18 protein-coding genes are annotated in these 22,056 nt (G+C 56.4%); 10 read left to right on the forward strand and 8 right to left on the reverse strand.

What is annotated here, in order from left to right; translation table 11 throughout:
* Positions 1-106: 106 nt before the first annotated feature.
* The 4 genes from ACNQ6O_RS12830 (at position 107) to ACNQ6O_RS12845 (ending at position 3,990) form a co-directional block, all read left to right on the forward strand.
* Positions 107-1,765, forward strand: coding sequence for a phytoene desaturase family protein (locus tag ACNQ6O_RS12830; protein WP_418053847.1), 1,659 nt, complete (start codon positions 107-109; stop codon positions 1,763-1,765).
* A 19-nt stretch (positions 1,766-1,784) separates the two neighbouring features.
* Entirely contained in the window at positions 1,785-2,186 is a 402-nt protein-coding gene (locus tag ACNQ6O_RS12835; protein ID WP_418053620.1) for a YkvA family protein, read from the forward strand.
* Between the two features lie 80 nt (positions 2,187-2,266).
* Positions 2,267-3,049: a MotA/TolQ/ExbB proton channel family protein gene (locus ACNQ6O_RS12840; RefSeq protein ID WP_418053621.1), complete on the forward strand. Its 783-nt coding sequence runs from the start codon at positions 2,267-2,269 to the stop codon at positions 3,047-3,049.
* Between the two features lie 5 nt (positions 3,050-3,054).
* Positions 3,055-3,990, forward strand: a complete 936-nt coding sequence (locus ACNQ6O_RS12845; protein ID WP_418053622.1) for a MotB family protein — start codon at positions 3,055-3,057, stop codon at positions 3,988-3,990.
* Here ACNQ6O_RS12845 and ACNQ6O_RS12850 read toward each other — a convergent pair.
* Positions 3,929-7,051, reverse strand: coding sequence for an efflux RND transporter permease subunit (locus ACNQ6O_RS12850; protein ID WP_418053623.1), 3,123 nt, complete (start codon positions 7,049-7,051; stop codon positions 3,929-3,931). The genes ACNQ6O_RS12845 and ACNQ6O_RS12850 overlap by 62 nt on opposite strands.
* Complete coding sequence (locus ACNQ6O_RS12855; RefSeq protein ID WP_418053624.1) at positions 7,048-8,289, reverse strand: efflux RND transporter periplasmic adaptor subunit; 1,242 nt, start codon at positions 8,287-8,289, stop codon at positions 7,048-7,050. Before ACNQ6O_RS12855 ends, ACNQ6O_RS12850 begins: the two co-directional genes overlap by 4 nt.
* Before the next feature lie 193 nt (positions 8,290-8,482).
* On the opposite strand from ACNQ6O_RS12855, the gene ACNQ6O_RS12860 reads away from it, so the two are divergent.
* The 5 genes from ACNQ6O_RS12860 to ACNQ6O_RS12880 all read left to right on the forward strand — a co-directional run bounded on the left by ACNQ6O_RS12860 (position 8,483) and on the right by ACNQ6O_RS12880 (position 14,888).
* Positions 8,483-8,857, forward strand: a complete 375-nt coding sequence (locus ACNQ6O_RS12860) for a potassium channel family protein (RefSeq protein WP_418053848.1) — start codon at positions 8,483-8,485, stop codon at positions 8,855-8,857.
* Between the two features lie 227 nt (positions 8,858-9,084).
* Positions 9,085-10,434 (forward strand): NADP-specific glutamate dehydrogenase, encoded by a 1,350-nt coding sequence (gene gdhA / locus ACNQ6O_RS12865; protein ID WP_418053625.1) that lies wholly within the window; start codon positions 9,085-9,087, stop codon positions 10,432-10,434.
* 7 nt (positions 10,435-10,441) lie between these two features.
* The gene (locus ACNQ6O_RS12870; RefSeq protein WP_418053626.1) at positions 10,442-13,024 is read left to right on the forward strand and encodes a PEP/pyruvate-binding domain-containing protein; all 2,583 of its coding nucleotides are present in this window, start codon (positions 10,442-10,444) and stop codon (positions 13,022-13,024) included.
* A 63-nt stretch (positions 13,025-13,087) separates the two neighbouring features.
* On the forward strand, positions 13,088-14,356 hold the full coding sequence (locus tag ACNQ6O_RS12875) for a sensor histidine kinase (RefSeq protein ID WP_418053627.1): 1,269 nt from the start codon (positions 13,088-13,090) through the stop codon (positions 14,354-14,356).
* Between the two features lies 1 nt (position 14,357).
* Positions 14,358-14,888 (forward strand): response regulator transcription factor, encoded by a 531-nt coding sequence (locus tag ACNQ6O_RS12880; RefSeq protein WP_418053628.1) that lies wholly within the window; start codon positions 14,358-14,360, stop codon positions 14,886-14,888.
* A gap of 1 nt (position 14,889) precedes the next feature.
* Here ACNQ6O_RS12880 and ACNQ6O_RS12885 read toward each other — a convergent pair whose 3' ends face one another.
* Positions 14,890-16,626, reverse strand: coding sequence for a SulP family inorganic anion transporter (locus tag ACNQ6O_RS12885; protein WP_418053629.1), 1,737 nt, complete (start codon positions 16,624-16,626; stop codon positions 14,890-14,892).
* Between the two features lie 7 nt (positions 16,627-16,633).
* The gene (locus tag ACNQ6O_RS12890) at positions 16,634-17,500 is read right to left on the reverse strand and encodes an MBL fold metallo-hydrolase (RefSeq protein ID WP_418053630.1); all 867 of its coding nucleotides are present in this window, start codon (positions 17,498-17,500) and stop codon (positions 16,634-16,636) included.
* 188 nt (positions 17,501-17,688) lie between these two features.
* Here ACNQ6O_RS12890 and cobS point away from each other — a divergent pair, with 188 nt between their 5' ends.
* On the forward strand, positions 17,689-18,450 hold the full coding sequence (gene cobS, locus ACNQ6O_RS12895) for an adenosylcobinamide-GDP ribazoletransferase (RefSeq protein WP_418053631.1): 762 nt from the start codon (positions 17,689-17,691) through the stop codon (positions 18,448-18,450).
* Between the two features lie 12 nt (positions 18,451-18,462).
* Here the strand turns inward: cobS and ACNQ6O_RS12900 are convergent, their stop codons facing one another.
* The 4 genes from ACNQ6O_RS12900 to cobO all read right to left on the reverse strand — a co-directional run bounded on the left by ACNQ6O_RS12900 (position 18,463) and on the right by cobO (position 21,989).
* Positions 18,463-19,134 (reverse strand): DNA-3-methyladenine glycosylase I, encoded by a 672-nt coding sequence (locus ACNQ6O_RS12900; RefSeq protein WP_418053632.1) that lies wholly within the window; start codon positions 19,132-19,134, stop codon positions 18,463-18,465.
* Between the two features lie 75 nt (positions 19,135-19,209).
* Positions 19,210-19,911, reverse strand: coding sequence for a 5,6-dimethylbenzimidazole synthase (bluB, locus tag ACNQ6O_RS12905; protein ID WP_418053633.1), 702 nt, complete (start codon positions 19,909-19,911; stop codon positions 19,210-19,212).
* The gene (locus ACNQ6O_RS12910) at positions 19,908-21,377 is read right to left on the reverse strand and encodes a cobyric acid synthase (RefSeq protein ID WP_418053634.1); all 1,470 of its coding nucleotides are present in this window, start codon (positions 21,375-21,377) and stop codon (positions 19,908-19,910) included. Before ACNQ6O_RS12910 ends, bluB begins: the two co-directional genes overlap by 4 nt.
* On the reverse strand, positions 21,378-21,989 hold the full coding sequence (gene cobO / locus ACNQ6O_RS12915) for a cob(I)yrinic acid a,c-diamide adenosyltransferase (RefSeq protein WP_418053635.1): 612 nt from the start codon (positions 21,987-21,989) through the stop codon (positions 21,378-21,380). It lies immediately after the preceding gene.
* Between the last annotated feature and the right edge of the window lie 67 nt (positions 21,990-22,056).

Below are 22,056 nucleotides of genomic sequence, written 5' to 3' on the forward strand. Positions count from 1 at the left end.
GGGTATGGACAAGCAAATAGAACCATAGGATCCTAAAGGTTACTCCAAAAATAATACCGGGACGGCTGACCCGACACCCCTCAGCAGACCGCCCCAATCCATGATCATGAGGACACCTGCAGTGGCAACGACAACAACTCCAAAAAAACTGAAACCCAGCACCATCAGAATCGGCACCCGGTATCGAGCCAACCGCCTGAAAGGCCCGTATGATGCCATTGTGATTGGCTCTGGCATTGGCGGCCTGACCGCTGCTGCGTGCCTCTCCCGCGCCGGAAAAAAAGTTCTGGTACTGGAACAACATTACACCGCCGGTGGCTACACCCACAGTTACGCCCGGAACGGCTACGAGTGGGATGTGGGTGTTCATTACATCGGCGATATGGGCGTGAGCACCACACTGGCGCGCCGCCTGTTCGACTACATCACCGACAGCAAGCTCAAGTGGGCACCGATGGATGAAAACTACGACCGTTTCTTCCTCGGCGACAAAGTGGTCAATCTGCGAGCGGGCAAAGAAGGCCTGCGTCACTCGCTGCTGGCCTCATTCCCGGATGAAGGCGAGGCCATCGATCGTTACGTTGCGCTGCTCGACCAAGTCACCAGCGGCATGCAGTGGTATACCCTGTCCAAACTCTCACCCTCTTTGATCAGCCCGCTGGTATCAAAAGGTTTGAATAAAGTACTGCCGGACTGCTTTAACCGCACCACCTACGACGTACTCCGCGAGCTAACCGATAACGAAGAACTCATCGGTGCCATCACCGGGCAGTGGGGCGACTGTGGTGTGACCCCGAAGCAGTCGAGTTTCATGATTCACGCGATCATCGCCAAACATTATTTGCACGGTGGTTACTACCCGGTCGGCGGTGCGTCCGAAATTGCCAAAACGATCATCCCGGGAATTCAGGCCTCTGGCGGCGAAGTGTTTACCTACGCCGACGTCACCGACATTTTGGTCGAGAAGGGCAAAGCCGTGGGTGTTCGTATGGCCGATGGCGAAGAAATCCGGGCACCGAAGATCATCAGTGGCGCAGGGGTTATCAACACCTATGAACGACTGCTGCCAAAGGAAGTGTCCGAAAAGGTCGGTTATCCACAAGACCGTAAGCACATCAAACCGTCCATGGCCCATATCGGCCTTTACATCGGGCTGAAAGGCACGCCTGAAGAACTAGGATTACCGCGCACCAACTTCTGGATTTATCCGGGGGCGGATCACGATGCCAGCGTAGACAACTTCCTGAAAGACCCGCACAACGCGCCTTTCCCGGTTGTCTACCTGTCGTTCCCGGCAGCGAAAGATCCGGATTACCAGAACCGCTGGCCGGGCACCTCAACGCTTGAGGTTGTGGCACCGACATCCTGGGACATGTTCGAATCTTGGCAAGGCAGCACTTGGGGCAAACGCGGTGACGATTACGAAGCGCTGAAAACAGAAATCACCGACAAACTGCTGGAAGAGGTCTATGACAAGCTCCCCCAGCTGCGCGGTAAAATAGATTACGTTGAAACCTCAACCCCACTGTCGACAGCCTGGTTCTGCCGTTACGAAGAAGGTGAGCTATACGGCTTGGACCATACACCTGAGCGTTTCGAACAACGCTGGTTAAGGCCGAAAACCGACATCCCCGGCCTATACCTGACCGGGCAGGATATTTTGACCTGCGGCTTGGTTGGCGCGATGATTGGCGGATTGATTACCACACTCTCCATTCAGGGCCTCAGAGGCGCCGGCTTAGCCAAGCGTATCTTTGTAGGCTAAGACTAAAAGGCACACAGCAATGGCGGTGTTCTCCGACAAAGCGGCAGCAGAACAACTGAAGGGCGAAGCAGGTAAAGTCCAAAAGGAAGATCTGGAAGCGCTACTGCAAAAGCAAGAGGCGATCGAGGCAAAGGTCAAAGCCAGTGGTCGACTCCAGCGCTTCAGCACCGACATCAAGCTGATGTTTTCACTGATTCGGGATTATTGGAATGGTCGCTATCGCACCGTTCCATGGAAAACCATTGCCGCTGTTGCGGGTGCCTTGCTGTATGTGCTGAACCCACTGGATATTATCCCCGATCTCATTTTCGGTTTCGGGTTTATCGACGACGCCGGGGTTGTCGCACTTTGCTTGAAGCTGATTGAATCGGATTTGCATAAGTATGCCGCTTGGAAGGAACTCTCAGCACAGCCCGAGTAGTTGCAAAAAATCAATTGATTGGGCAAACAACTACCAGTAATCTTCCTCCTACCTTTAGCCATTAACTTCTCGGAGCGCATGTGGATTTCGCAACCCTGGTCGGCCTTCTCGGCGCACTGGCACTCATCGCTTCTGCCGTCATTCTCGGCGTGTCTCCTGATGTATTCATTAACTCGTCATCTCTGCTGATCGTCGTGGGCGGCACCTTACTGGTCGTCCTGGCCAAGTTCAGCATTCCTCAATTTCTTGGCGCGTTTAAAGCGGCCGCTCGGGCCTTCAAGTTTAAGTTGCCGGAAACTCAAGCGAGCATAGAAGAGCTGGTGGAAGTTGCCAACATCGCCAGAAAAGAGGGACCTTTAGGCCTTGAAGGCAGGGATGTCAGCTCACCGTTTCTCGCCAGCGGAATTCAGATGCTGGTGGATGGACAAAACGATCAGACCATCAAACAGCTCTTGGACAAAGAGCGGTTGATGACGCTGGATTACAACCGTTCCGGTTCCAAAGTGTTCACCGCGATGGCGGACGTGGCACCGGCTATGGGCATGATCGGCACCCTGATTGGTCTGGTTCAGATGCTCTCCAACATGGAAGACCCAAAATCCATTGGTCCGGCCATGGCAGTCGCGCTGCTCACCACGCTCTATGGCGCCATGATCGCAACCATGATTGCCTCCCCCATTGCCGACAAGCTGTCTCTTCGAATGACTGAAGAAGCCCGCTTGCAAATGCTCTACACCGACGCACTGGTTGCCATACAACAGGGCACCAACCCACGCGTCATCGAACAAATGCTCTCGAGTTACCTGACACCAAGTCAGCGCGATAAAGCGCCCGAGGCTGAGGCTGAGGCGAGCGGCGGATAAGCACTATGGATGAGCTCCCAGAAGAGGAAAAACCGGGCATCCCGGCGTGGGTCGTCACCTTCGCCGACTTGATGTCGCTGTTGATGTGCTTCTTCGTGCTTCTGCTATCGTTTTCTGAAATCGATGCAATGAAGTTCAAGCAGATTGCCGGTGAACTTTCAAAAGCCTTCGGGGTGCAGCGCGAAGTACCAGCCCTGGAAATCCCCCAAGGCACCAGCCCTATTTTCGATAAATTCTCCCCGGCTCCGCCCGAGCCTACGGTGGTCAACGAAATCCGCCAAACCACGACCGATCAAAAGCCTGAGCTGGAAACGCTAAAGAGCCCTACCGCAGAAGCCCGCGAAGAAGCGGCAAAAGAAGCCCTCGAGGCCAATGCCGCGCGCATTCGGGAAGTTCTGGCTGAGGCCCTTGAGGACGGACGCATCACGGTCGAAGCCGATCTAGATCAACATCGAATCGTTATTCGGGTTGAAGAGAAAGGGTCTTTCCCCTCTGGCTCGGCGGAACTTACCTGGGATTTTGAAACCTTGTTGCTGGAAATGGCCGAGGTACTAGCGGACATTCCGGGTGAGCTTACGGTCGAGGGCCATACGGATGACATTCCCATTCGAAACGACCGTTTTTACAGCAACTGGGACCTTTCCGCAGCTCGTGCCGCAGCCGTTGCCAATGCGTTACTGGCAACCGGCAGCGTTGAACCCACTCGACTGGCCGTGAAGGGGCTCGCTGATACCGAACCTCGCGTTGATAACGACTCCCCAGAAACTCGAGCAAAGAACCGCCGCGTTGAAATCATAGTCGACATGCACACCCCTCAAGAGGAAGAGCGCTTACGGCTGAGAGAGTTGATTGAACGCAGTACACGGCAAAACGAAACCGTTATTGACGTTCGCTCCGCCACGCCCGGAAGTGCTCGACCCAAGACAGCAGCGCCGGAATAACCAGTAGCACCAACACCGTAGACAACCCCAAGCCAAAGGCTATGGAAGTGGCCATCGGAATCAGGAACTGGGCTTGCAGTGATGTCTCGAACAACAAGGGCGTCAGCCCGCCAATGGTGGTGAGAGAGGTCAGCAATACCGCGCGCACTCGCTGCACGACGGCTTCGTTCAGCGCATCAGTAATGGCCAGCCCCTTCTGACGCTGCTGATTGTAAAAGGCCACCAGAATAATGGCGTTATTGACCACGATTCCGGACAGGCCGAACAGGCCGAACAACGATAAGATCGTGAGCTGCAAATCCATCAGCCAATGCCCCAGCAACGCGCCCACCAAGGCAAACGGAATGATCGCCATCACGATCACGGGAAGCATCCAGGACGCGAACACCCACGTTAACACGACGTACATCAGCCCGACACCAATGAGCAGCCCCGTCTTCATGTCATCCATGGTCTCGCGCTGGTCCGCAGACCGGCCTTCAAAGCTATAACCCACGCCATACCGGCTGGCGATGTCGGTCAACACATTGGTTTCCAAGCTTTCCAGCACTTGGTCGGTGGTCGCTATCCGTGTATTCAGTGCTGAAGTTACTTCTACCGAGAGCTTACCATCCGCATGCCGCAAGGCCTGAAAGCCCTGCCGGTGTTCCAGATCCATCACCTGGGTCAAGGGTACAAAGCGACCATCCGGCACGCGCACGGTCATACGCTCCAAGGTGGAGTATTGCTCGCGTTGACTGCGAGGCAACTGCACCCGGACTTCTATTTCGTCGCGGCCCTGTTGATAAATCTGCGCCACACGGCCATCGAACGCGGCCCGAAGCTGCCGCCCCAGATCAACGGTAGTCAAACCCAGAGTTTCACCGTAAGCGCTCACTTGATAGATCAATTGCTCCCGCCCCCAAGGCATGTCATCTTCGACATCCAAGACGCCGGGCAGGGTGCTCAAGGCTTGAGCCACTTCATCAGCGGCTTTTTTCAGGTCGATCGCGTTAGTCCCGGTCAATCGCACGTTCACGTCACGCCCCGGTGGACCGGCCTGACGTTCGTTTATGTTCAGTGCATCCAGGCCCGCCGGCAAGTTCAGGCGACTGCGCCACTCCCGGATAAAGTCCGGGTTACGGACCGAACGCTGATCGGACGGCACCAGTTCAACCAGCATGGCCCCCAATTCGTCGTTATTACGGGAGCTGCCTTCAGCGCCGAGAGTCGCGCCATAGGTGGTCACCGCGCTTAAAATCAAATCGCCACCAAGAGCTTCTTCGGTTTCCGCGAGGGACTGCTGCATGTCGTGGATGAAGTTCTGTACGGTCTGTTTATCCGTGCCAGCAACAAAGCTGGCATTGGCATAGAACACAGAAGGCTCAGGCGTGGGGAAGAAGTTAAAGCCCAGCCGGCCGCCAGCCAACAAGCCACCGGTGATCAAAGCCAAAGCAACGGCCGTGGCAACCGTGATGCCCCGGTGTTCCAAGCTGTATCGGGATAAGCGACGAAACGAGCCGTGCCGGAAGCGATCAAAACCCTGTTCAAATCGGTCCCGGAAACGGCTGACCGGATTCCAGCGTGGCGTTTCTCCGTGGTCGTTTTTAGTCTTAGTCACAAAAGCACGGCGCAGGTGTGAGGGCAGGACAATGAAACATTCCAGCAGAGATGCGATCAGAACGCAGATCATCACCAGCGGAATATCCCCCAGAATATTGCCTATAATCCCGCCCACCACCAGCAGCGGCATAAAAGCGGCGACCGTGGTCAGAGAAGACGCCAGTACTGGCCAAACCATGCGTTTGGCCGCCCCTTCGGCCGCGTAGATCGACTCCTCCCCCATACGCGCATGGGCATCGGCATCTTCGCCCACCACAATGGCGTCGTCCACGATGACCCCCAAGGCCATGATCAGGGCAAACAATGAGATCATGTTGATGGAACCGCCCACCAACCACAGCACCGCCAATGCCGCCATAAACGCCGTCGGGATACCGATAGCGACCCACGCTGCCACACGGCCGGGTAAGAATAAATACAGCAGGGTAATGACCACCACCAAACCACCCAAACCGTTATTCACTAGCAAAGAGATACGGTCTTCCAGCAACTGCCAGGTTTCATCATAAACATCGAGTTTGATGGTGGGCGGCAGGCCTGGGCGGGTATCTTCCAGCCAGCGCTCGAGAACCTTGGCTGCTGCCAGAGAATTCCCGTTCTCCACTCTCTGCAATTGCAGCTCAACGGCGGGCTGACCGGCATTTTCCATGATCGTCTGATTATCACGATTCTCTTGGCGGATAATCGCAATATCCCCCAATTGCAGCCGAACACGATCACCACTCAGAACGGGCAGAGTTTCAAAATCCTGAGGGCTTCGGCGCTGCTCCACCGAGCGCAGTTCCCGAGTGGCATCCTGCTGGGCCATCATGCCGGCGGGGAGATCCCGAGACAGCGATGCTACCCGGTCGGCAATCTGCTCAAGTGTCAGCCCAAGGGTTTCCAAACGCTCCACGGGCACATCGATGCTGATCTGCTGCTCCGGCAAGCCCCGGATACTGATCCGATCGATGCCTCGGTCCAGTAGTTCATCTTCAAAACGAAAGACCATATCGCGCAGTTCGCTTCGGTCCACATCGCCGTATATCAGCAACCGAGCGACTGGTTCGTACCGCTCTATCCGCGTTACGCGGGGCTCTTCGGCGTCCGCCGGGAGGTTATTGAACTCGTCCACTTGCTGACGTACGTCGTCCACCGCCTGAATCGGGTCGGTGCCCTCGTGGAACTCCAAAGTAATGGATGACACGCTCTGGGCGGAGGTGGAGGTCATTTTCTTTAAACCATCCACGCTTCGCAGCTTCTGCTCCAGCGGATCTGTAATCCCCCGCTCTACGTCCTCAGCGGAGGCTCCGCTCCAGACCACCCGCACGTTCACCATGTCCAAGGCGAAGGTCGGAAAAAACTGAACGTTCATGCGGGTCAGCGCCAGCACCCCGCCCAGAAGCATCACTAACATCACCAGATTGCCGGCAACCCGATGGTGAACAAAGAACCCGATCACACCCTTTTTACGTTTCACTGGGAGGCTTCTCCCGCAGCACCCGCCAGCTCAACCTTGAGGCCTGTAACCGCGTTCGGAAGATGAGTGGTGATCAATTGGGCCCCGGGCGTAAGTTGCTCACCGGATATCAGTAAGCGACGCTCGCCATTGTCGCTTTGTGCTTCTCCGATACGTTCTACTTCAATGCGTTTCATCCGACCCTCATCGGTCATCAGGTATACGCTGTCTGCGCCGTACAAGGCGCTGAACGGTATGGCCACCGTTTTTCTGCGCACTGGCCGCTCGAGGCTAACAGGCAGCAGAGCCCCGGGCCGCAATCCCGCTGACCCTCCGGTGAGCGTGAGAATGGCTTCGGTTCCTGCAGGGTCGCTGGTGCCGGAAAAACGCTCCAACCTGAAACGAATCGTTTGTTGATCGCTATAAGCCAACAGCTCTGTGCCCTCAGCCAACGCAGCAAGCAACTCTGCCCGATATCGGTCGGGGACTCTGGCTCGCAGCTCCAAGCCATTGACGTCGTAAATCGAAAGCAGCTTCTGATTGCGAGATATCTGATCGCCCACGGCAACTTGCACATCGGTTACCACGCCATCAAAAGGCGCAACAACCCGCGCACGTTCGGCATCCCGCTGAGTGCTCACAAGGGTCGCTTGCGCCTGAGCCAGCCTGGCTTTCAGACTCTGCAGGCGCGCAGGGTGCTCATCTACGGCTCGTTGGCGCACACTCACTGTCAGCTCGGCGCGCGCGGCGGAGTCAGTAGCCGCTTCTAGGTTTTCCCGAGAGGCCAGTTTGCGCTCCACCAGCGCCCGAGTGCGCTCCATCTGCCGGCGGGCATTGGCCAGAATAGCCTGCTCGCTTTTAAGCGAGGCCTGATCATTTCGGTAGCGAACCTGTTCTGAACGAATTTGTGCCTCAAGGTCAGCCACCTGGGCGCTTGCTTGCGCAAGTAGCGGCTCCACATCCCGGTTGTCCAGCGCGACCAACAAGGTACCCGCCTCTACTCTCTGCCCCTCGGCCACAGGCCGCTCAGCAATTCGCCCAGCCATTGCGGCGACCACAGATACCTGCTCGGGTGCGACTACCTCGCCGTATAGAGGTAGCACAGGTGTATGGGCTTTTGGCTCAACCACTTGAACCTGCACTCTCCAGCCACGCTCAACGGCAGTGACCTGAGCAGGCTCCGGGCGAGTCATCTTCAGATAAAGGAATCCCAACACTCCGGCGATCAGAATAATTATGGGTATAATTCTCTTGGACATAGCGATTTAGCCGGCTAAGGTAAATTAAGTTCCGCCACAAGACGGCAGCGAATTACGAGATACCTCTGAGAGGCAGCTCCAGATTGCTATAAAAAGCACGGTCAGGAGTACTATACGTTTGTTGTCAGCAGATTATGCCAATCTTCCAAGCGCCACACTCATTAATGCTTTCATTGTAGTGCTTGTCGTACTTATGCACCGCGAGGCACTCGTTCGCCTGAGCGCCTTGTTGAAAGTCATGCACGCTCGCCACAACCTACGCTTGGTGACGGCTGTTTTAGGTGTACTAATTGCCCACACCGCCCAGGTGTGGGTGTTTGCTGTTGCCTATTTTCTCATGCACCACGCCGATACTTGGGGCTCACTGCAAGGTAACTTTAACGGCAGTTTTCTGGACTGCGTCTACTTTTCTTTCAGCACCTTCACCACCGTGGGTTATGGCGACATAGAGCCCATTGGCGCACTGCGTTTTTTGACCGGAATCGAAGGGCTCACAGGTTTGGTACTAATTACTTGGAGTGCTTCGTTCCTGTTCATGAAGATGCAGCGGTATTGGGAGGGCAGTTAAACCCCCGACAATAACGCTATGCAGATGGAAAAATCATACAGCCCCCACTCGTCTGACTCGAGACACGATGCCGGAACTATTTTTTAGGCGACTATTAATAATCAGGCTATCAACAATTGACCAACTGACTTGCCAAATGGTGCTCGATTGTGGTGCAATCAGTGCCCTTTTTTTGGGCGCCCGAATTTTTATCGGGTTTCAATACGCGTATCCCGAGAGCCATTCCTATGACAGCAAAACTCGACGAAAAGCTGGTACCAATTTACCAGGACGTCCTTCACCGCAACCCGGGCGAGAAGGAGTTCCATCAAGCGGTCCACGAAGTTTTGGAAACTCTCGGCCCCGTTCTGGTGAAGTATCCCGAGTTCGCCGACAAAAAGATTATCCAGCGCATCTGCGAACCTGAGCGCCAGATCATTTTCCGTGTGCCCTGGCAGGACGACCAAGGCGAGATCCACATCAACCGTGCGTTCCGCGTAGAGTTCAACAGCGCTTTGGGCCCCTACAAAGGCGGCATGCGCTTCCACCCGTCTGTTTACCTGGGCATCATCAAGTTCCTGGGCTTTGAGCAGATCTTCAAGAACGCACTAACCGGCCTGCCCATCGGCGGCGGTAAAGGCGGCAGCGACTTCGATCCGAAGGGTCGTTCCGATGACGAGATCATGCGTTTCTGCCAGAGCCTGATGACCGAGCTTTACCGTCATCTGGGCGAGTACACTGACGTCCCAGCCGGCGACATCGGCGTAGGCGGTCGCGAGATTGGCTACATGTTCGGTCAGTACAAGCGCATCACCAACCGCTATGAATCCGGCGTGTTTACCGGCAAGGGCCTGGATTGGGGCGGCAGTCGTGCCCGTACCGAAGCAACCGGCTACGGCACTGTGTTCTTCACCCACGAAATGCTGAAAGCCCGTGGCGACTCTCTGGATGGCAAGACCGTTGTGGTTTCCGGGTCCGGCAACGTAGCCACCTACGCCATCGAGAAGTGTCATGAACTGGGCGCTAAAGTCATTGCCTGCTCCGACTCTCAGGGCATCATCGTGGACGAGAAGGGCATCGATCTTAAGGCTCTCAAGCAGATCAAAGAAATTGAGCGTCGCCGCATCAGCGCCTACACTGAAATTCATAAAGATGCCAAGTACGTTGAAGGCGGCAACATCTGGAGCGTTCCGTGTGACGTAGCCCTGCCTTGCGCCACTCAGAACGAACTGAATGCCAGCGATGCCAAAACTCTGGTTGAAAACGGCTGTATTGCCGTGGCCGAAGGCGCAAACATGCCGACCACTCCGGAAGGTATCCTGTTGTTCCAAGACGCCAAGATCTGTTACGGCCCGGGCAAAGCAGCCAACGCCGGTGGTGTAGCCACCTCCGCACTGGAAATGCAGCAGAACGCCAGCCGTGACTCCTGGACCTTCGACTACACCCAGAAACGTCTTGAGGAAATCATGATTGATATCCACAAGAACTGTTACGAAACCGCAGCCGAGTTCGGTGCTGAAGGTAACTACGTACTGGGCGCTAACGTCAACGGTTTCCTGCGTGTAGCCAAAGCGATGACCGCCATGGGCGTCATCTGATCCAGCCATGAACGGCGAAGATCCTCGTCAGTCCTCAGACCGCGTATCCACCGGTCTGGCCGGGCTCGACGAGGTTCTGGATCACCTCAGAATCGGCGATAACGTAGTCTGGCGGGTATCGCACCTCGATGACTATCGCCGTTTCGTCCTACCCTTTGTAGAAGCGGCCGCAAGTTCAGGCCGGCAGATCCTCTATCTTCGATTTGGCGACCACGCGCCAATCATCGAAAATCACCCCGCTGTACGCACCATCGAAATAGATGCCTTGGGCGGCTTTGAAAGCTTTACCGGCCGGGTCTGGCGCCTGATTGAGCAGCATGGCCGAGGCGCTTTCTATATATGTGATAGCCTGAGCGAGCTGCTGAACGCCTGGGCCACCGATGCCATGGTGGGTAATTTCTTCCGCGTGATTTGCCCGTTCCTGTTCGAACTGGATACCGTCGCCTGGTTTGCACTCCACCCAGACCGTCACTCCCGGATGACGCTGGACCGCATCCGGCAGACCACCCAAGTGATGCTCGACGTTCACCGCCATGGCGACGACGTACAGGTACAACCCATTAAGGCCTGGCGGCGACAATCACCCACGATGTTCTTGCCGCATCGGGAGCTCAACGGGCAGTTTCACCCAATTACCTACAGTAGTGATGCGACAAGGCTACAGGCCGCACTGGAGCAGGAAAGCCTGCACAGCCAGCCCTTGCTGGACTACTGGGACCGGTTGTTTCAAGACGCCAGCCGGGCACTGGCCGAACAGAACCCCGATACCATCGCAGCTCTGCAAGAACAGGTTCTTCAAGTATTGGTTAGCAGAGATCCGCAAATACTAGAGCTGGCCCGGCGCTATCTATCATTGGAAGATCTGCTGAGCATCCGCAGTCGGCTAATCGGCAGCGGCTATATTGGCGGCAAGGCCACCGGCATGCTGATTGCCCGCAATATCCTGCTGAAAGACGACCCCGAGCAATGGCTACAGCACTTGGAACCTCATGATTCCAGCTATCTGGGAACCGATGCCTACTACGCTTTTCTGGTCCACAACGGCCTGTGGCCAACGGTGATGCGCCAACGCTCCGCCAGCGGTTACCTGAGCGAAGCCCCGGCCCTGCAGAAAGGCATTCTGAACGGGCACTTTCCCAACGAAATTCGGGCCGACCTAGAGCGGCTGCTCGATCATTACGGGCAATACCCGATTCTGGTGCGGTCATCCAGCCTGCAGGAAGATGGTTTCGGCAATGCCTTTGCGGGTAAGTACGATAGTGTCTTTTTGGTTAATCAGGGCCCACCCGAACAACGCCTGGTCGCTCTGGAAAATGCCATTCGGGAAGTCTACGCCTCCTCCATGAGCGAGGATGCGCTGGTGTACCGGAAACGGCGCGGGCTCGATCAGCGGGAAGAGCCCATGGCGCTACTGATTCAGCGCGTGAACGGCCGCTTTCACAACCGTTACTACCTGCCTGATGCCGCCGGTGTCGGGGTGTCGCGCAACACCTTTGCGTGGGACAGTAAAATGGACCCGAAAGCCGGCATGGTGCGGCTGGTGATGGGGCTGGGAACCCGGGCGGTTGACCGTATCGAAGGCGACCACGCCTGCGTGATGGCACTGGATTACCCCATGCGACAACCCTTCCGCGACCAAGACGAAAGCTTCCGTTACTCCCAGCATTTGATCGATGTGCTGGACTTGGAAACCGGCAACCTCGAAACCTGCCCGTTAAGCCAACTGCTCGCGACCACCCAAACCTTGCCCATGAAGCACTTAGCGGAGGTGGATCGCGCAGCCACAACCAGAGCAGAACAAATAGGCCTCGATGGCCCGGTGTGGCGCTTAACGTTCCGGCCGTTGGTGAAAGGCAGCCAATTTATTCGCCAGCTGTCGAGCTTGCTAGCTACTTTGGAAGCCGGTTACCGTCACCCCGTGGACGTGGAATTCACCCTGCACCTGAATGACCAGGGCGAAACCTCCTTCAATCTGGTGCAATGCCGCCCACTGGCCACCATCGGCGAAACCGGGCCGGTCCAGATTCCTGACCCACTGCCTCGGTCCCGGTTATTGTTCCAAACCCGGGGTCACTTTATGGGTGGCAACATCAACCTTGCCATTAACCGGGTAATCCGGGTGGACGCCTCAGTTTACGCGGACCTGAACACCAGTGAGCGCTATGAGGTGGCCCGCCTGATCGGAAAGATCATGCGCTCGTCGTCCGAACCCACCATGCTGATCGGGCCCGGCCGCTGGGGCACCAGCAGTCCTGAACTCGGCGTGCCGGTGCGCTTTTCCGACATCGCCGGCGTCGCCGCGCTGATTGAAGTGTCGGAGAACGCCGGCGACATGGTGCCCGACTTGTCTTATGGCTCTCACTTTTTCCAGGATCTGGTCGAAAGCGGCATTGCCTACGCGGCTTTATTCCCAGATATGCCCCACTGCCAATACCATCCAGACCTGTTGCAATTCGGTGAAACCGGCAACCCCATTGACCCAGACAACCCCGTTGCCGCCGCCGTAAAAGTGCACAGCATGGCTTCCGCGCACCTTCAACTGACGGGGGATGTCCTCAGTCAGCAGTTGGTGTGTTATTTCGCGGATTGACCCGGGACAATAAGTCGCACCGTCTCAAGGCCTGTTGTTGCTGCTTGCTGCTAGAATGCGGCCATGGAATGGTTCACACACTCTCAAACTGGTTTTCGTCAGGCGGCCCGCTATCTGCTGAGCATGCGGCTGGCCATTATTACCATTCAACTGGTAGCGATCGCCGTTGCCGAAACCATGGTTCAACTGGCCCACCAGGCTGAAGCCCTCCTCCTCTGCCTGTTATACGGTGTACTTGCCACTCTGGGCTGGCTCTGGTTTAACCGCCGGCCGCCTCAATCTTCTTCGTCCGTTAGCCTCACACTGGCCGTCGATCTAATACTGATCGGCGGGTGGCTGTACTTCACAGGCGGCTATACCAACCCCTTGGTTTCCATGTTGCTGCTCCCCATTGCCGTGGCCATTATTCTGGTGCCAACCCGCCAGAGCCTTGCGCTGACCCTGGCTGGCATTGCCATCTATACCGCGTTGGTGCTTTGGCACACACCCGTAGTGCACCATCATCACGGCGGCGACTTGGCTCAGCTGCATCTGGTCGGGATGTGGGCAACCTTTGCCCTGACCGCTGGCATCTTGCTACTGGTGGTCGGGGCATTAGCCCGGCGACTGCGGCATCAGCAGAGCCAGTTATCGACGTTTCGTGAAAACCGGCTTCGGGATGAACAGGTCATTGCCTTGGGGCTGTCCGCTGCCGCGGTCGCGCACCGCTTGGGTACACCGTTAAACACCATGACGCTGCTGCTTGATGAAATCCGGGCCAATACCCAAGACCAAGCTTCAGCGGAGCTGAACGAAGACTTGGACATGCTTGGGCGGCAAATAGAGCTGTGCAGTGGCCACCTGCAACAACTCACCAAAACAGCGGTGGACGCCAAAACCGCACAGCTGGAAACCGTAACGGTAAAACACTGGCTGGCACGGCTACGGGAATCTGCCACCTTGTTGTGGCCGTCCGGCCCGCTGCACTGGCCCACAAACTGCCCCGAGGCCAGCGTTAACGTGGACGCAACACTGGACCAAGCGGTGCTCAACTTACTGGCGAACGCACTGACTGCAAGCCCCTATTGGGTTTCGGTCAGCAGCCGGGTAGCGGATGACGGTCAGGTTGAGATTATCGTTGAAGATCAAGGTGATGGACTGGAATCTTCGCTACAAGGTGCGCCGGGCGAAGAAATCGTCGACTCTCGCAATGGCTTGGGGGTCGGGCTCTTTCTGTCCAATGCCACCATTCAAAGACTGGGCGGAAGCCTGAAGGCCAAAACCAGCGGGTCGGGTACCACCATGATGATTGTTCTGCCTGCTGCCACGGTTAAAACGAGCGGAGCCCATTGATATGTCTACAAAAGAACAGTGGTTGTTGGTGGACGACGATCAGGCATTTACTCAGGTGCTGGTTCGATCTCTTGCCCGCCAGGGCGTCGAAGCAACTACGGCCCACGATCACGCCTCGGCTTTGGCAGCCGCCACTGAAGCTGGCATTAAACGCTGCGTGCTGGACCTGAACTTGGCGGGCGAGAGTGGCCTGCAATTGTTGCCAGAGCTACTCAAAACAAAGCCGGAGCTCGAAGTTCTGGTACTGACCGGCTATGGCAGCATTGCCACCGCCGTCGAGGCGATTCGGCGGGGCGCGGTGAACTACCTGTGCAAGCCTGTCACCGTTCAACAACTGATGTGCGGCTTTGACCCGGTTGAAGGCGAACCCGAGCTTCGCCCAGCGCCCCCCTCCGTTGAAGAAATGGAATGGGAGCATATTCAGCGCGTATTAAGCGAACACGACGGCAACATTTCCGCGACAGCGCGCTCTCTCAATATGCATCGCCGAACCTTGCAGCGTAAACTGCAAAAGCATTCCCGCTGGCGCTGACTCAGCGTTCGGAAGGCACCGCCACACCATGGCGCCCGGTCAACGTTCTCCATGCTTGATAAGTGCTCAAGAAAACCTGACCACCCATGCGTTCCAGCAATTCCGTGCCTTTCAATCGATCCATCACCGGCCCTTTCACTTCAGACAAATGCAAGCGGACTCCAGCATCAGAAAGGCGTTCGTTCATCGCCTCCAGGCTCTCCAGTGCCGACGCATCGATCAGATTAATCGCGGGGCACACCAGAACCAAATCTTTCAGTTCCAGCTCTCGGGCGACAAGCTCGATAACCGTTTCTTCAAGAAAACGGGCGTTAGCGAAATACAAGCTCTCGTCTATCCGCAGGAAGGTGACTTTCGGGCACACTTCCACATCGTGCCTCAGAATGTTCCGAAAGTGCTCAGTGCCCGGCACCCGGCCTAGCACCGCGCAATGCGGGCGACTGGTGCGGTACAGGAACAAGCCGATCGACAAGCCCACACCGGCGATGATGCCGGCTTCGACACTGTGTACCAGGGTCAGCACAATGGTCGCCAGCATGGCGCCAAAATCGGTGCGCGAGTACCGGAAGGTGCGGAGCAGGGCGGGCAGATCAATCAAGGTGACCACGGCCACGATGATGGTTGCGGCCAAGGTTGCCTGAGGCAGCCACGCAATCGCCGGAGTCAGAAACAGCGCTGCCAACCCAATTCCAACAGCGGCATAGGCTCCCGCCGCGGGGGTTTCGGCACCCGCATCGAAATTCACCACAGAGCGAGAGAAACCACCCGTGACCGGCATCCCCCCGGAAAAACCGGCACTGAGGTTGGCCGTACCCAAACCAATCAACTCCTGATCCGGATCGATGCGCTGGCGCCGCTTCGCCGCCAAAGTCTGGCCCACAGAGACCGATTCAACAAAGCCGACAACACTGATCAACAGCGCACTGACCGCCAGCTGTGACCAAAGCGCCGTATCCAGACTCGGTAATGTAAACGAGGGCAAACCCGATGGAATTTCCCCAACCAGGCGCACGCCCTGCTGGTCCAGTCTGAAGTACCAAGCCAGTAGCGTTGTGATCAGAACAGCAAGGATAGGGGCAGTTTTGGTCACGATGTCGGCTAGGCGTAGCGTCAGGCCCAACTTTACCAACAGAGGTTTCAGGCCATGCCGCGCCCAGCATAAGACGAGAAGCGTTCCCGCGCCCACCAACAGCGTCGGCGTATTGATGTCACCGAAGGCACCCAGTAACGAGGTGCCAATATCCAGCAAATTATGGCCGGATGCCTGAACGCCCAAGAGGTGTTTCAACTGGCTGGCTGCAATCACCAAACCGGATGCTGAAATAAACCCGGAGATCACCGGATGGCTCAGAAAATTCGCCAGAAAACCCAGTTTCAGGATGCCCATCACAGTCAGCATCAGGCCTGACATGACCGCTATCAACACCGCGCCCGCAATGTATTCGGTTGAGCCCAGTTCCGCTAACGGTGCCAAAGCGGCTGCCGTCATCAAAGACACCACCGCCACCGGCCCGACAGAAAGGGTGCGACTGGTGCCGAACACGGCATAAGCCACCAACGGCAAAATACTGGCGTACAAACCGACCTGAGCCGGCAAGCCCGCCAGCAGCGCATAAGCCAGCGACTGGGGGATGAGCATCACCGTCACAATCGCCGCCGCGATCAAATCGCTGGTGGCGTCCCCACGACTGTAGCCCGGCGCCCACTGCAGGATTGGCAAATAACGTTTCAGCTTCATACCCGGCTCAGAACAGATTTACAGGGACTTTCAGGTAGACCTGCCCGTTATCGTCTGCCGGCGGCATCTCTCCGGCCCGCATATTCACTTGTACCGAAGGCAAGATCAGGCGAGGCATCCCCAGCGTGGCATCACGCTCGGTGCGCATCTTCACAAACTCGTCTTCGGAAACCCCTTCGTGCACATGTACGTTGGCTTTGCGCTGCTCGGCCACCGTGGTCATACAATGAAACTCTTCCCGGCCCGGCGCTTTATAGTCGTGGCAAAGGAAAATCCTCGTCTGCTCCGGTAGGGCCAACACCTTTTGAATAGACTGGAATAAGGTGCGGGCATCCCCACCCGGGAAATCACAGCGAGCCGTGCCGTAATCCGGCATGAACAGGGTGTCGCCTACGAAGGCGGCATCGCCGATGACGTAGGTAAGGCAGGCCGGGGTATGACCGGGAGTGTGGAGCACGCGACCTTCCAGACCACCAATGGTGAAGGTATCGCCTTCTTTGAACAGCCGATCAAACTGACTGCCGTCCCGGGCGAACTCGGTGCCTGCGTTAAAGGCCTTACCAAAGATTTCCTGCACATCGGTAATACGGGCGCCGATACCAGTTTTGCCGCCAAGCTGTTCGTGCAGATACGGTGCCGCGGACAAATGATCGGCATGCACGTGGGTTTCCAGAACCCATTCAACCGTTAAATTGTTGTCGCGGACGTACTGGATAATGGCATCGGCGGAACGAACATCCGTTCGGCCTGCGGCGTAATCAAAGTCCAGAACCGAATCGAGGATGGCGCAAGCCTGACTGTCCGGATCTCGCACCACATAGCTGAACGTGTTTGTGGGTTCGTCGAAAAAATGTTGGACGATGGGCTGACTCATTGCACTACCCTCTGGCTTAACTGATAAATTTCGAATAAGCATATACCATTTGGAGATATACAGTGAAGTAGTGCTTATCAATATCTAGCATAGCAACAGGGCATTAACTCACCTCGAGGGTGATATCCGGCAGGAATCCCCTTACGCCAACGGGTACAATGCCTCGCTTACGACATAGCGGAGTTTTCATGGCGACCAAACCTTCCCCGAACAATGAATGGCAGGCCTTCTGGCTGGCTGTTGGTTTTCTGACCCGCATTCCGATGCTGGCCAAGATCGACTATTCCCAGCGATTGATGAACCAAAGCAGCCTGTACTTTCCTCTCGTCGGCCTGCTGCTGGGCGTTATTTACGCCGTGGCGTTCTCGCTGTTTTCGATGGTTGCCAGCCCATTAGTTGCCATCATTCTGGTCACCATTGGGCACTTGTTTATCACCGGCGCTTTTCATGAAGACGGTTTGGCGGACAGCGTGGATGCTTTCGGCGGCGGTTATACCGTTAAAAAACGACTGGAGATCATGAAGGACAGTCGGATTGGCACTTACGGGACCGTGGCCTTGGTGATGGCCTTGCTGCTGAAGGTCGCGCTGCTGACGGAAGCTCGCTATATCTGGCTGGCATTGCTGGTTGCGCCTGCAGTTTCCCGGCTGACTCCGTTGCTGCTAATGGCAACGCTGCCGTATGTCACCGACCCGGACAAAAGCAAATCCAAACCGGTTGCTGATGGGTTCTCCAACGTTCGTTTAGCAATCGCTGCTACCTTCGTGCTGGCGCTATGCATCTTGTTGTCATTCTGGCACCCCCTGCTGATCATCGGCATGTTGCCTGCTGTTCTACTGGTGGCGCTGTGCTGGGGCGCATACCTGCGCAGCCAACTCGGCGGCTACACAGGGGATGCTCTAGGAGCAAGCGTGGTGTTCAGCGAGCTGGTGCTGCTGATGTTCTTGTGAGGTGTGGCCGGCCTAGTCGTTATCCACAGTAAACGAGACGATTCGGGATAAGTGGCTAATGGGCAGGCCGGTTTCCTGGTGCCACTGATTGAAGGCATTTTGGGCCTGAGTCAGCCCCTTTTTACTGGTGGGTGAGGCATCCAGAATATCGGCCCGGGTCAATGCGGTCACCACATCTCGGGACAGGATGAATCCGTCCCAACCCACCCGGCGCAGAAAATACTGGGCCGTATTTCCGCCCAGCCGAGCGCCGTTACGCTTCAAATACATCAGCAGGCCAACCTGATCCTCACTGGGCCATTCCGCCAAAAACTGCCCGAAGCTGCCGTGGTCTTGCGCCACTTCCATGATCATCCGGGCGTTTTCAGGCACCGTGCGGATCTTCTGCATATTCCGAACAACCCGCGTATCTTCGGCCAGTCTTTCCAGAACTTCTGGCGGAACCTGTTGCCAGTAGGCGGGTACAAAACCTTCAAAGGCCGCTTCAAAATCTGACCATTTGTTCTCAATCACCCGCCAGACAAACCCGGCCTTGAAAATACAGCGGGTGATTTCGGATAGGTAACGGTCATCGCTCACATCCATCAGTCGCCCGCGCTCCGGCAACGTCGGCAGAAGTGTCTTCATCGCTTCCTCGCCACCTTTTCGGGCAAGGGCCTGTTGATAGAAAACGGAAAATTCCATATCCCTCCCGAATAAAGCCCCATCTAGGGGACTAACGTACCCAATTTGAGACCTTTAAAGCGACCCAAGGCATGTTCAATGCTTCTTCAATTGCTCAGACAAGCCAATCTGATCTATCGGTTTACCCCAGCCATTTCCGTGCACTAGTTCTTCCAGGGGAAGGCGAGATCGCCAGCCTTTCGCCTGCAGTTCTGGTTGATCCAGAAACTCGCTGACATAGCCCAGGCAAAGATACGCCAAGGGGTACACCTGTTCCGGCAACTGCAGAATATCCGACAACCGATCCTGATCCAAAATACTGACCCAACCCACACCAATGCCTTCCGCCCGCGCCGATAGCCAAAGGTTTTGTACCGCCAGGCAGGTGCTGAAAAGGTCCATCTCCATGATGGAGTTTCTGCCCAAAACATGAGGACCACCCCGGGAACGGTCACAGGTGATGCACAGGTTGATCGGGCTTTCGATAATGCCTTGGAGCTTTAAGCTACGATAGGTTTCCTTGCGCTCACCGGTATAGTTTTCAGCGGCTTTCGCGTTCTCTTCATTGAAGCTGGCCAGCACCCGCTCTCGCACCGACATACTGTCGATCACAATGAAGTCCCACGGCTGCATAAAGCCAACCGACGGCGCGTGATGAGCGGCCTTTAGAATGCGGGCTAAAACATCATCCGGAATGCGGTCGGGCAAAAACTGTGAGCGCACGTCACGGCGCTCAAAAATAGCCCGGTACAGCCCTTCTCTCTGGGCTTCGGTAAACGGTTCGTTGTGGTTGCTCATAACTGCAACAGGCTCCTTAGCCGATCAGTATCCAAAAACGCCTCCACTTGGTCAGCCAAGCGATCCAACTGCTGTAACCGGTGGCTCTGGTAATCTACCGCTTGCGCAGCTGCCTGATTCAACCCTGCCCACGCCAGAATGGCATCGCATGCTTCGGGCGCATCAAACAATCCATGCACATAAGTGCCAGCTATTTGGTCATCGTGACTGACCGCACCGTCGGGCCGGCCTTCCAGCTCCGCAAAAGGGCGAGCCAGTGCAGGGCCTTCGGTAACGCCATTGTGCATTTCATAGCCGTGCATCGTCACGCTTGTAGCCGCCCCGACCACGTTAGACGTGAGGGTGCCGGACACTTGCTTCAACTGCTTGCCGGCCACCATGCGCGTGTTCATCTCCAGCAGGCCCAAGCCTTCGGTGCGGCCAACTTCGCCCTCAAGGCCGTCAGGATCTTCCACCCATTGCCCCAGCATCTGGAAACCACCACAAATCCCCAACACCTTGCCGCCATAGCGCAGGTGTTTGCGCAGGGCATCCGGCCAGTCCTGCTGTTTCAACCACTGCATGTCGTGACGGGTGCTTTTGCTGCCCGGCAGGATAATCAAATCAGCGGGCGGTATGGGTTGATCTGGGCCGACAAAGGTGAGGTTTACCCCCGGATGCAGCCGCAACGGATCAAAGTCGTTGTGGTTGCTGATGCGTGGTAGTACCGGCACCACCACGTTCAAGGCGCCGGCTTCGCTATTCCCTTCGGTGCTGACACTGTCTTCGGAATCCACCACCAGCCCGTGAAGGTACGGCAGTACGCCGAACACTGGTTTGCTCGTGCGGGTTTCAAGCCAATCGAGCCCTGGCTCCAGCAGTGCAATATCGCCTCGAAAGCGGTTGATGATGTAACCCGCTGTTCGCGCCCGCTCGGTTTCAGACAACAACTCCAGGGTGCCGACCAACTGCGCGAAGACACCGCCTTTATCGATATCGCCCACCAACAGCACAGGACAGTCGGCAGCTTCAGCAAAGCCCATATTGGCGATGTCGTTGGCCCGCAGGTTAATCTCCGCTGGGCTGCCAGCACCTTCAGCAATGATCACATCGTAGCGTTCGCTCAGCACGCGCCAACTGGCCATCACTGACGCCATAGCTTCAGCCTTGTAGGCGTGGTAGTCCAAGGCATCCATATTGCCGTGGACTTTGCCTCGCAAGATCACCTGGGCGCCACAGTCACTTTGAGGCTTGAGCAAGACCGGGTTCATATCGCTGTGGGGTTCAAGGCCACACGCCAAGGCCTGCAACGCGGTGGACCGGCCGATTTCGCCGCCATCCACCGTAACCGCGCTGTTCAAAGCCATGTTTTGTGGTTTGAACGGCGCTACGGATACACCTTGGCGGGCCAGCCATCGACATAAAGCAGCTACAACCGTGGTCTTTCCTGCATCCGACGTTGTGCCCTGAACCATCAAGGTGGGCATTTACAGTTCCACACCCTTCTGGGCTTTGATGCCTTGGTCTTTGAACGCGTGCTTCACTACGCCCATTTCTGTAACCGTATCGGCCAAATCAACCAGCTCTTGTGGAGCACCGCGGCCGGTTACTACGACGTGCTGCATTTCCGGGCGGGCCTGCAGGTCGTCTAGCACCCGATCAAGGTCGATGTAGTCGTACTTGAGTGCAATGTTCAGCTCATCCAACAGGATCAAGTCATAACTGTCGTCTTTCAACATGGCCGCCGTGATGTCCCAAGCCTCGTTAGCGCTCTTAACATCCTGCTCCCGGTTCTGGGTATCCCAGGTATAGCCTTGGCCCATAACGTGGTAGGTGACATTCGGCAGACCCCGGAAGAAAGCTTCTTCACCGGTGCTGAACGCTCCTTTGATGAACTGGACAATGCCCACTTTCATGCCGTGACCTAGTGCGCGGGCCACCATGCCGAAGCCAGAGCTACTCTTACCTTTACCCGGGCCAGTTAGCACCAGCAATATGCCTTGCTCTTTCTGGGCTTTAGCTATGCGCTCCTGCATGATTTTTTGCTTGGCTGCCATACGCTTGGCGTGGCGTTCTGGGTCTTTTGCTCGTTCACGCATGAGTATTCTCCGTGTCATTATGGAATGTCAGCCCTAGGCTGCGAACAATCGTTGCCAGCCGCTCCTG

The organism is Marinobacter sp. SBS5, assembly GCF_048285575.1.
Lineage (GTDB): Bacteria > Pseudomonadota > Gammaproteobacteria > Pseudomonadales > Oleiphilaceae > Marinobacter.

Bases quoted from the DNA above. Each gene is read 5' to 3' on its own strand.
- ACNQ6O_RS12855 (WP_418053624.1), bottom strand. From the start codon at position 8,289: ATGTCCAAGAGAATTATACCCATAATTATTCTGATCGCCGGAGTGTTG.
- ACNQ6O_RS12890 (WP_418053630.1), bottom strand. From the start codon at position 17,500: ATGAGTCAGCCCATCGTCCAACATTTTTTCGACGAACCCACAAACACG.
- ACNQ6O_RS12845 (WP_418053622.1), top strand. From the start codon at position 3,055: ATGGATGAGCTCCCAGAAGAGGAAAAACCGGGCATCCCGGCGTGGGTC.
- ACNQ6O_RS12900 (WP_418053632.1), bottom strand. From the start codon at position 19,134: ATGGAATTTTCCGTTTTCTATCAACAGGCCCTTGCCCGAAAAGGTGGC.
- ACNQ6O_RS12860 (WP_418053848.1), top strand. From the start codon at position 8,483: ATGCACCGCGAGGCACTCGTTCGCCTGAGCGCCTTGTTGAAAGTCATG.
- ACNQ6O_RS12835 (WP_418053620.1), top strand. From the start codon at position 1,785: ATGGCGGTGTTCTCCGACAAAGCGGCAGCAGAACAACTGAAGGGCGAA.
- ACNQ6O_RS12870 (WP_418053626.1), top strand. From the start codon at position 10,442: ATGAACGGCGAAGATCCTCGTCAGTCCTCAGACCGCGTATCCACCGGT.
- gdhA (WP_418053625.1), top strand. From the start codon at position 9,085: ATGACAGCAAAACTCGACGAAAAGCTGGTACCAATTTACCAGGACGTC.
- ACNQ6O_RS12910 (WP_418053634.1), bottom strand. From the start codon at position 21,377: ATGCCCACCTTGATGGTTCAGGGCACAACGTCGGATGCAGGAAAGACC.
- ACNQ6O_RS12875 (WP_418053627.1), top strand. From the start codon at position 13,088: ATGGAATGGTTCACACACTCTCAAACTGGTTTTCGTCAGGCGGCCCGC.
- cobO (WP_418053635.1), bottom strand. From the start codon at position 21,989: ATGCGTGAACGAGCAAAAGACCCAGAACGCCACGCCAAGCGTATGGCA.
- ACNQ6O_RS12830 (WP_418053847.1), top strand. From the start codon at position 107: ATGAGGACACCTGCAGTGGCAACGACAACAACTCCAAAAAAACTGAAA.
- bluB (WP_418053633.1), bottom strand. From the start codon at position 19,911: ATGAGCAACCACAACGAACCGTTTACCGAAGCCCAGAGAGAAGGGCTG.
- ACNQ6O_RS12885 (WP_418053629.1), bottom strand. From the start codon at position 16,626: ATGAAGCTGAAACGTTATTTGCCAATCCTGCAGTGGGCGCCGGGCTAC.
- cobS (WP_418053631.1), top strand. From the start codon at position 17,689: ATGGCGACCAAACCTTCCCCGAACAATGAATGGCAGGCCTTCTGGCTG.
- ACNQ6O_RS12880 (WP_418053628.1), top strand. From the start codon at position 14,358: ATGTCTACAAAAGAACAGTGGTTGTTGGTGGACGACGATCAGGCATTT.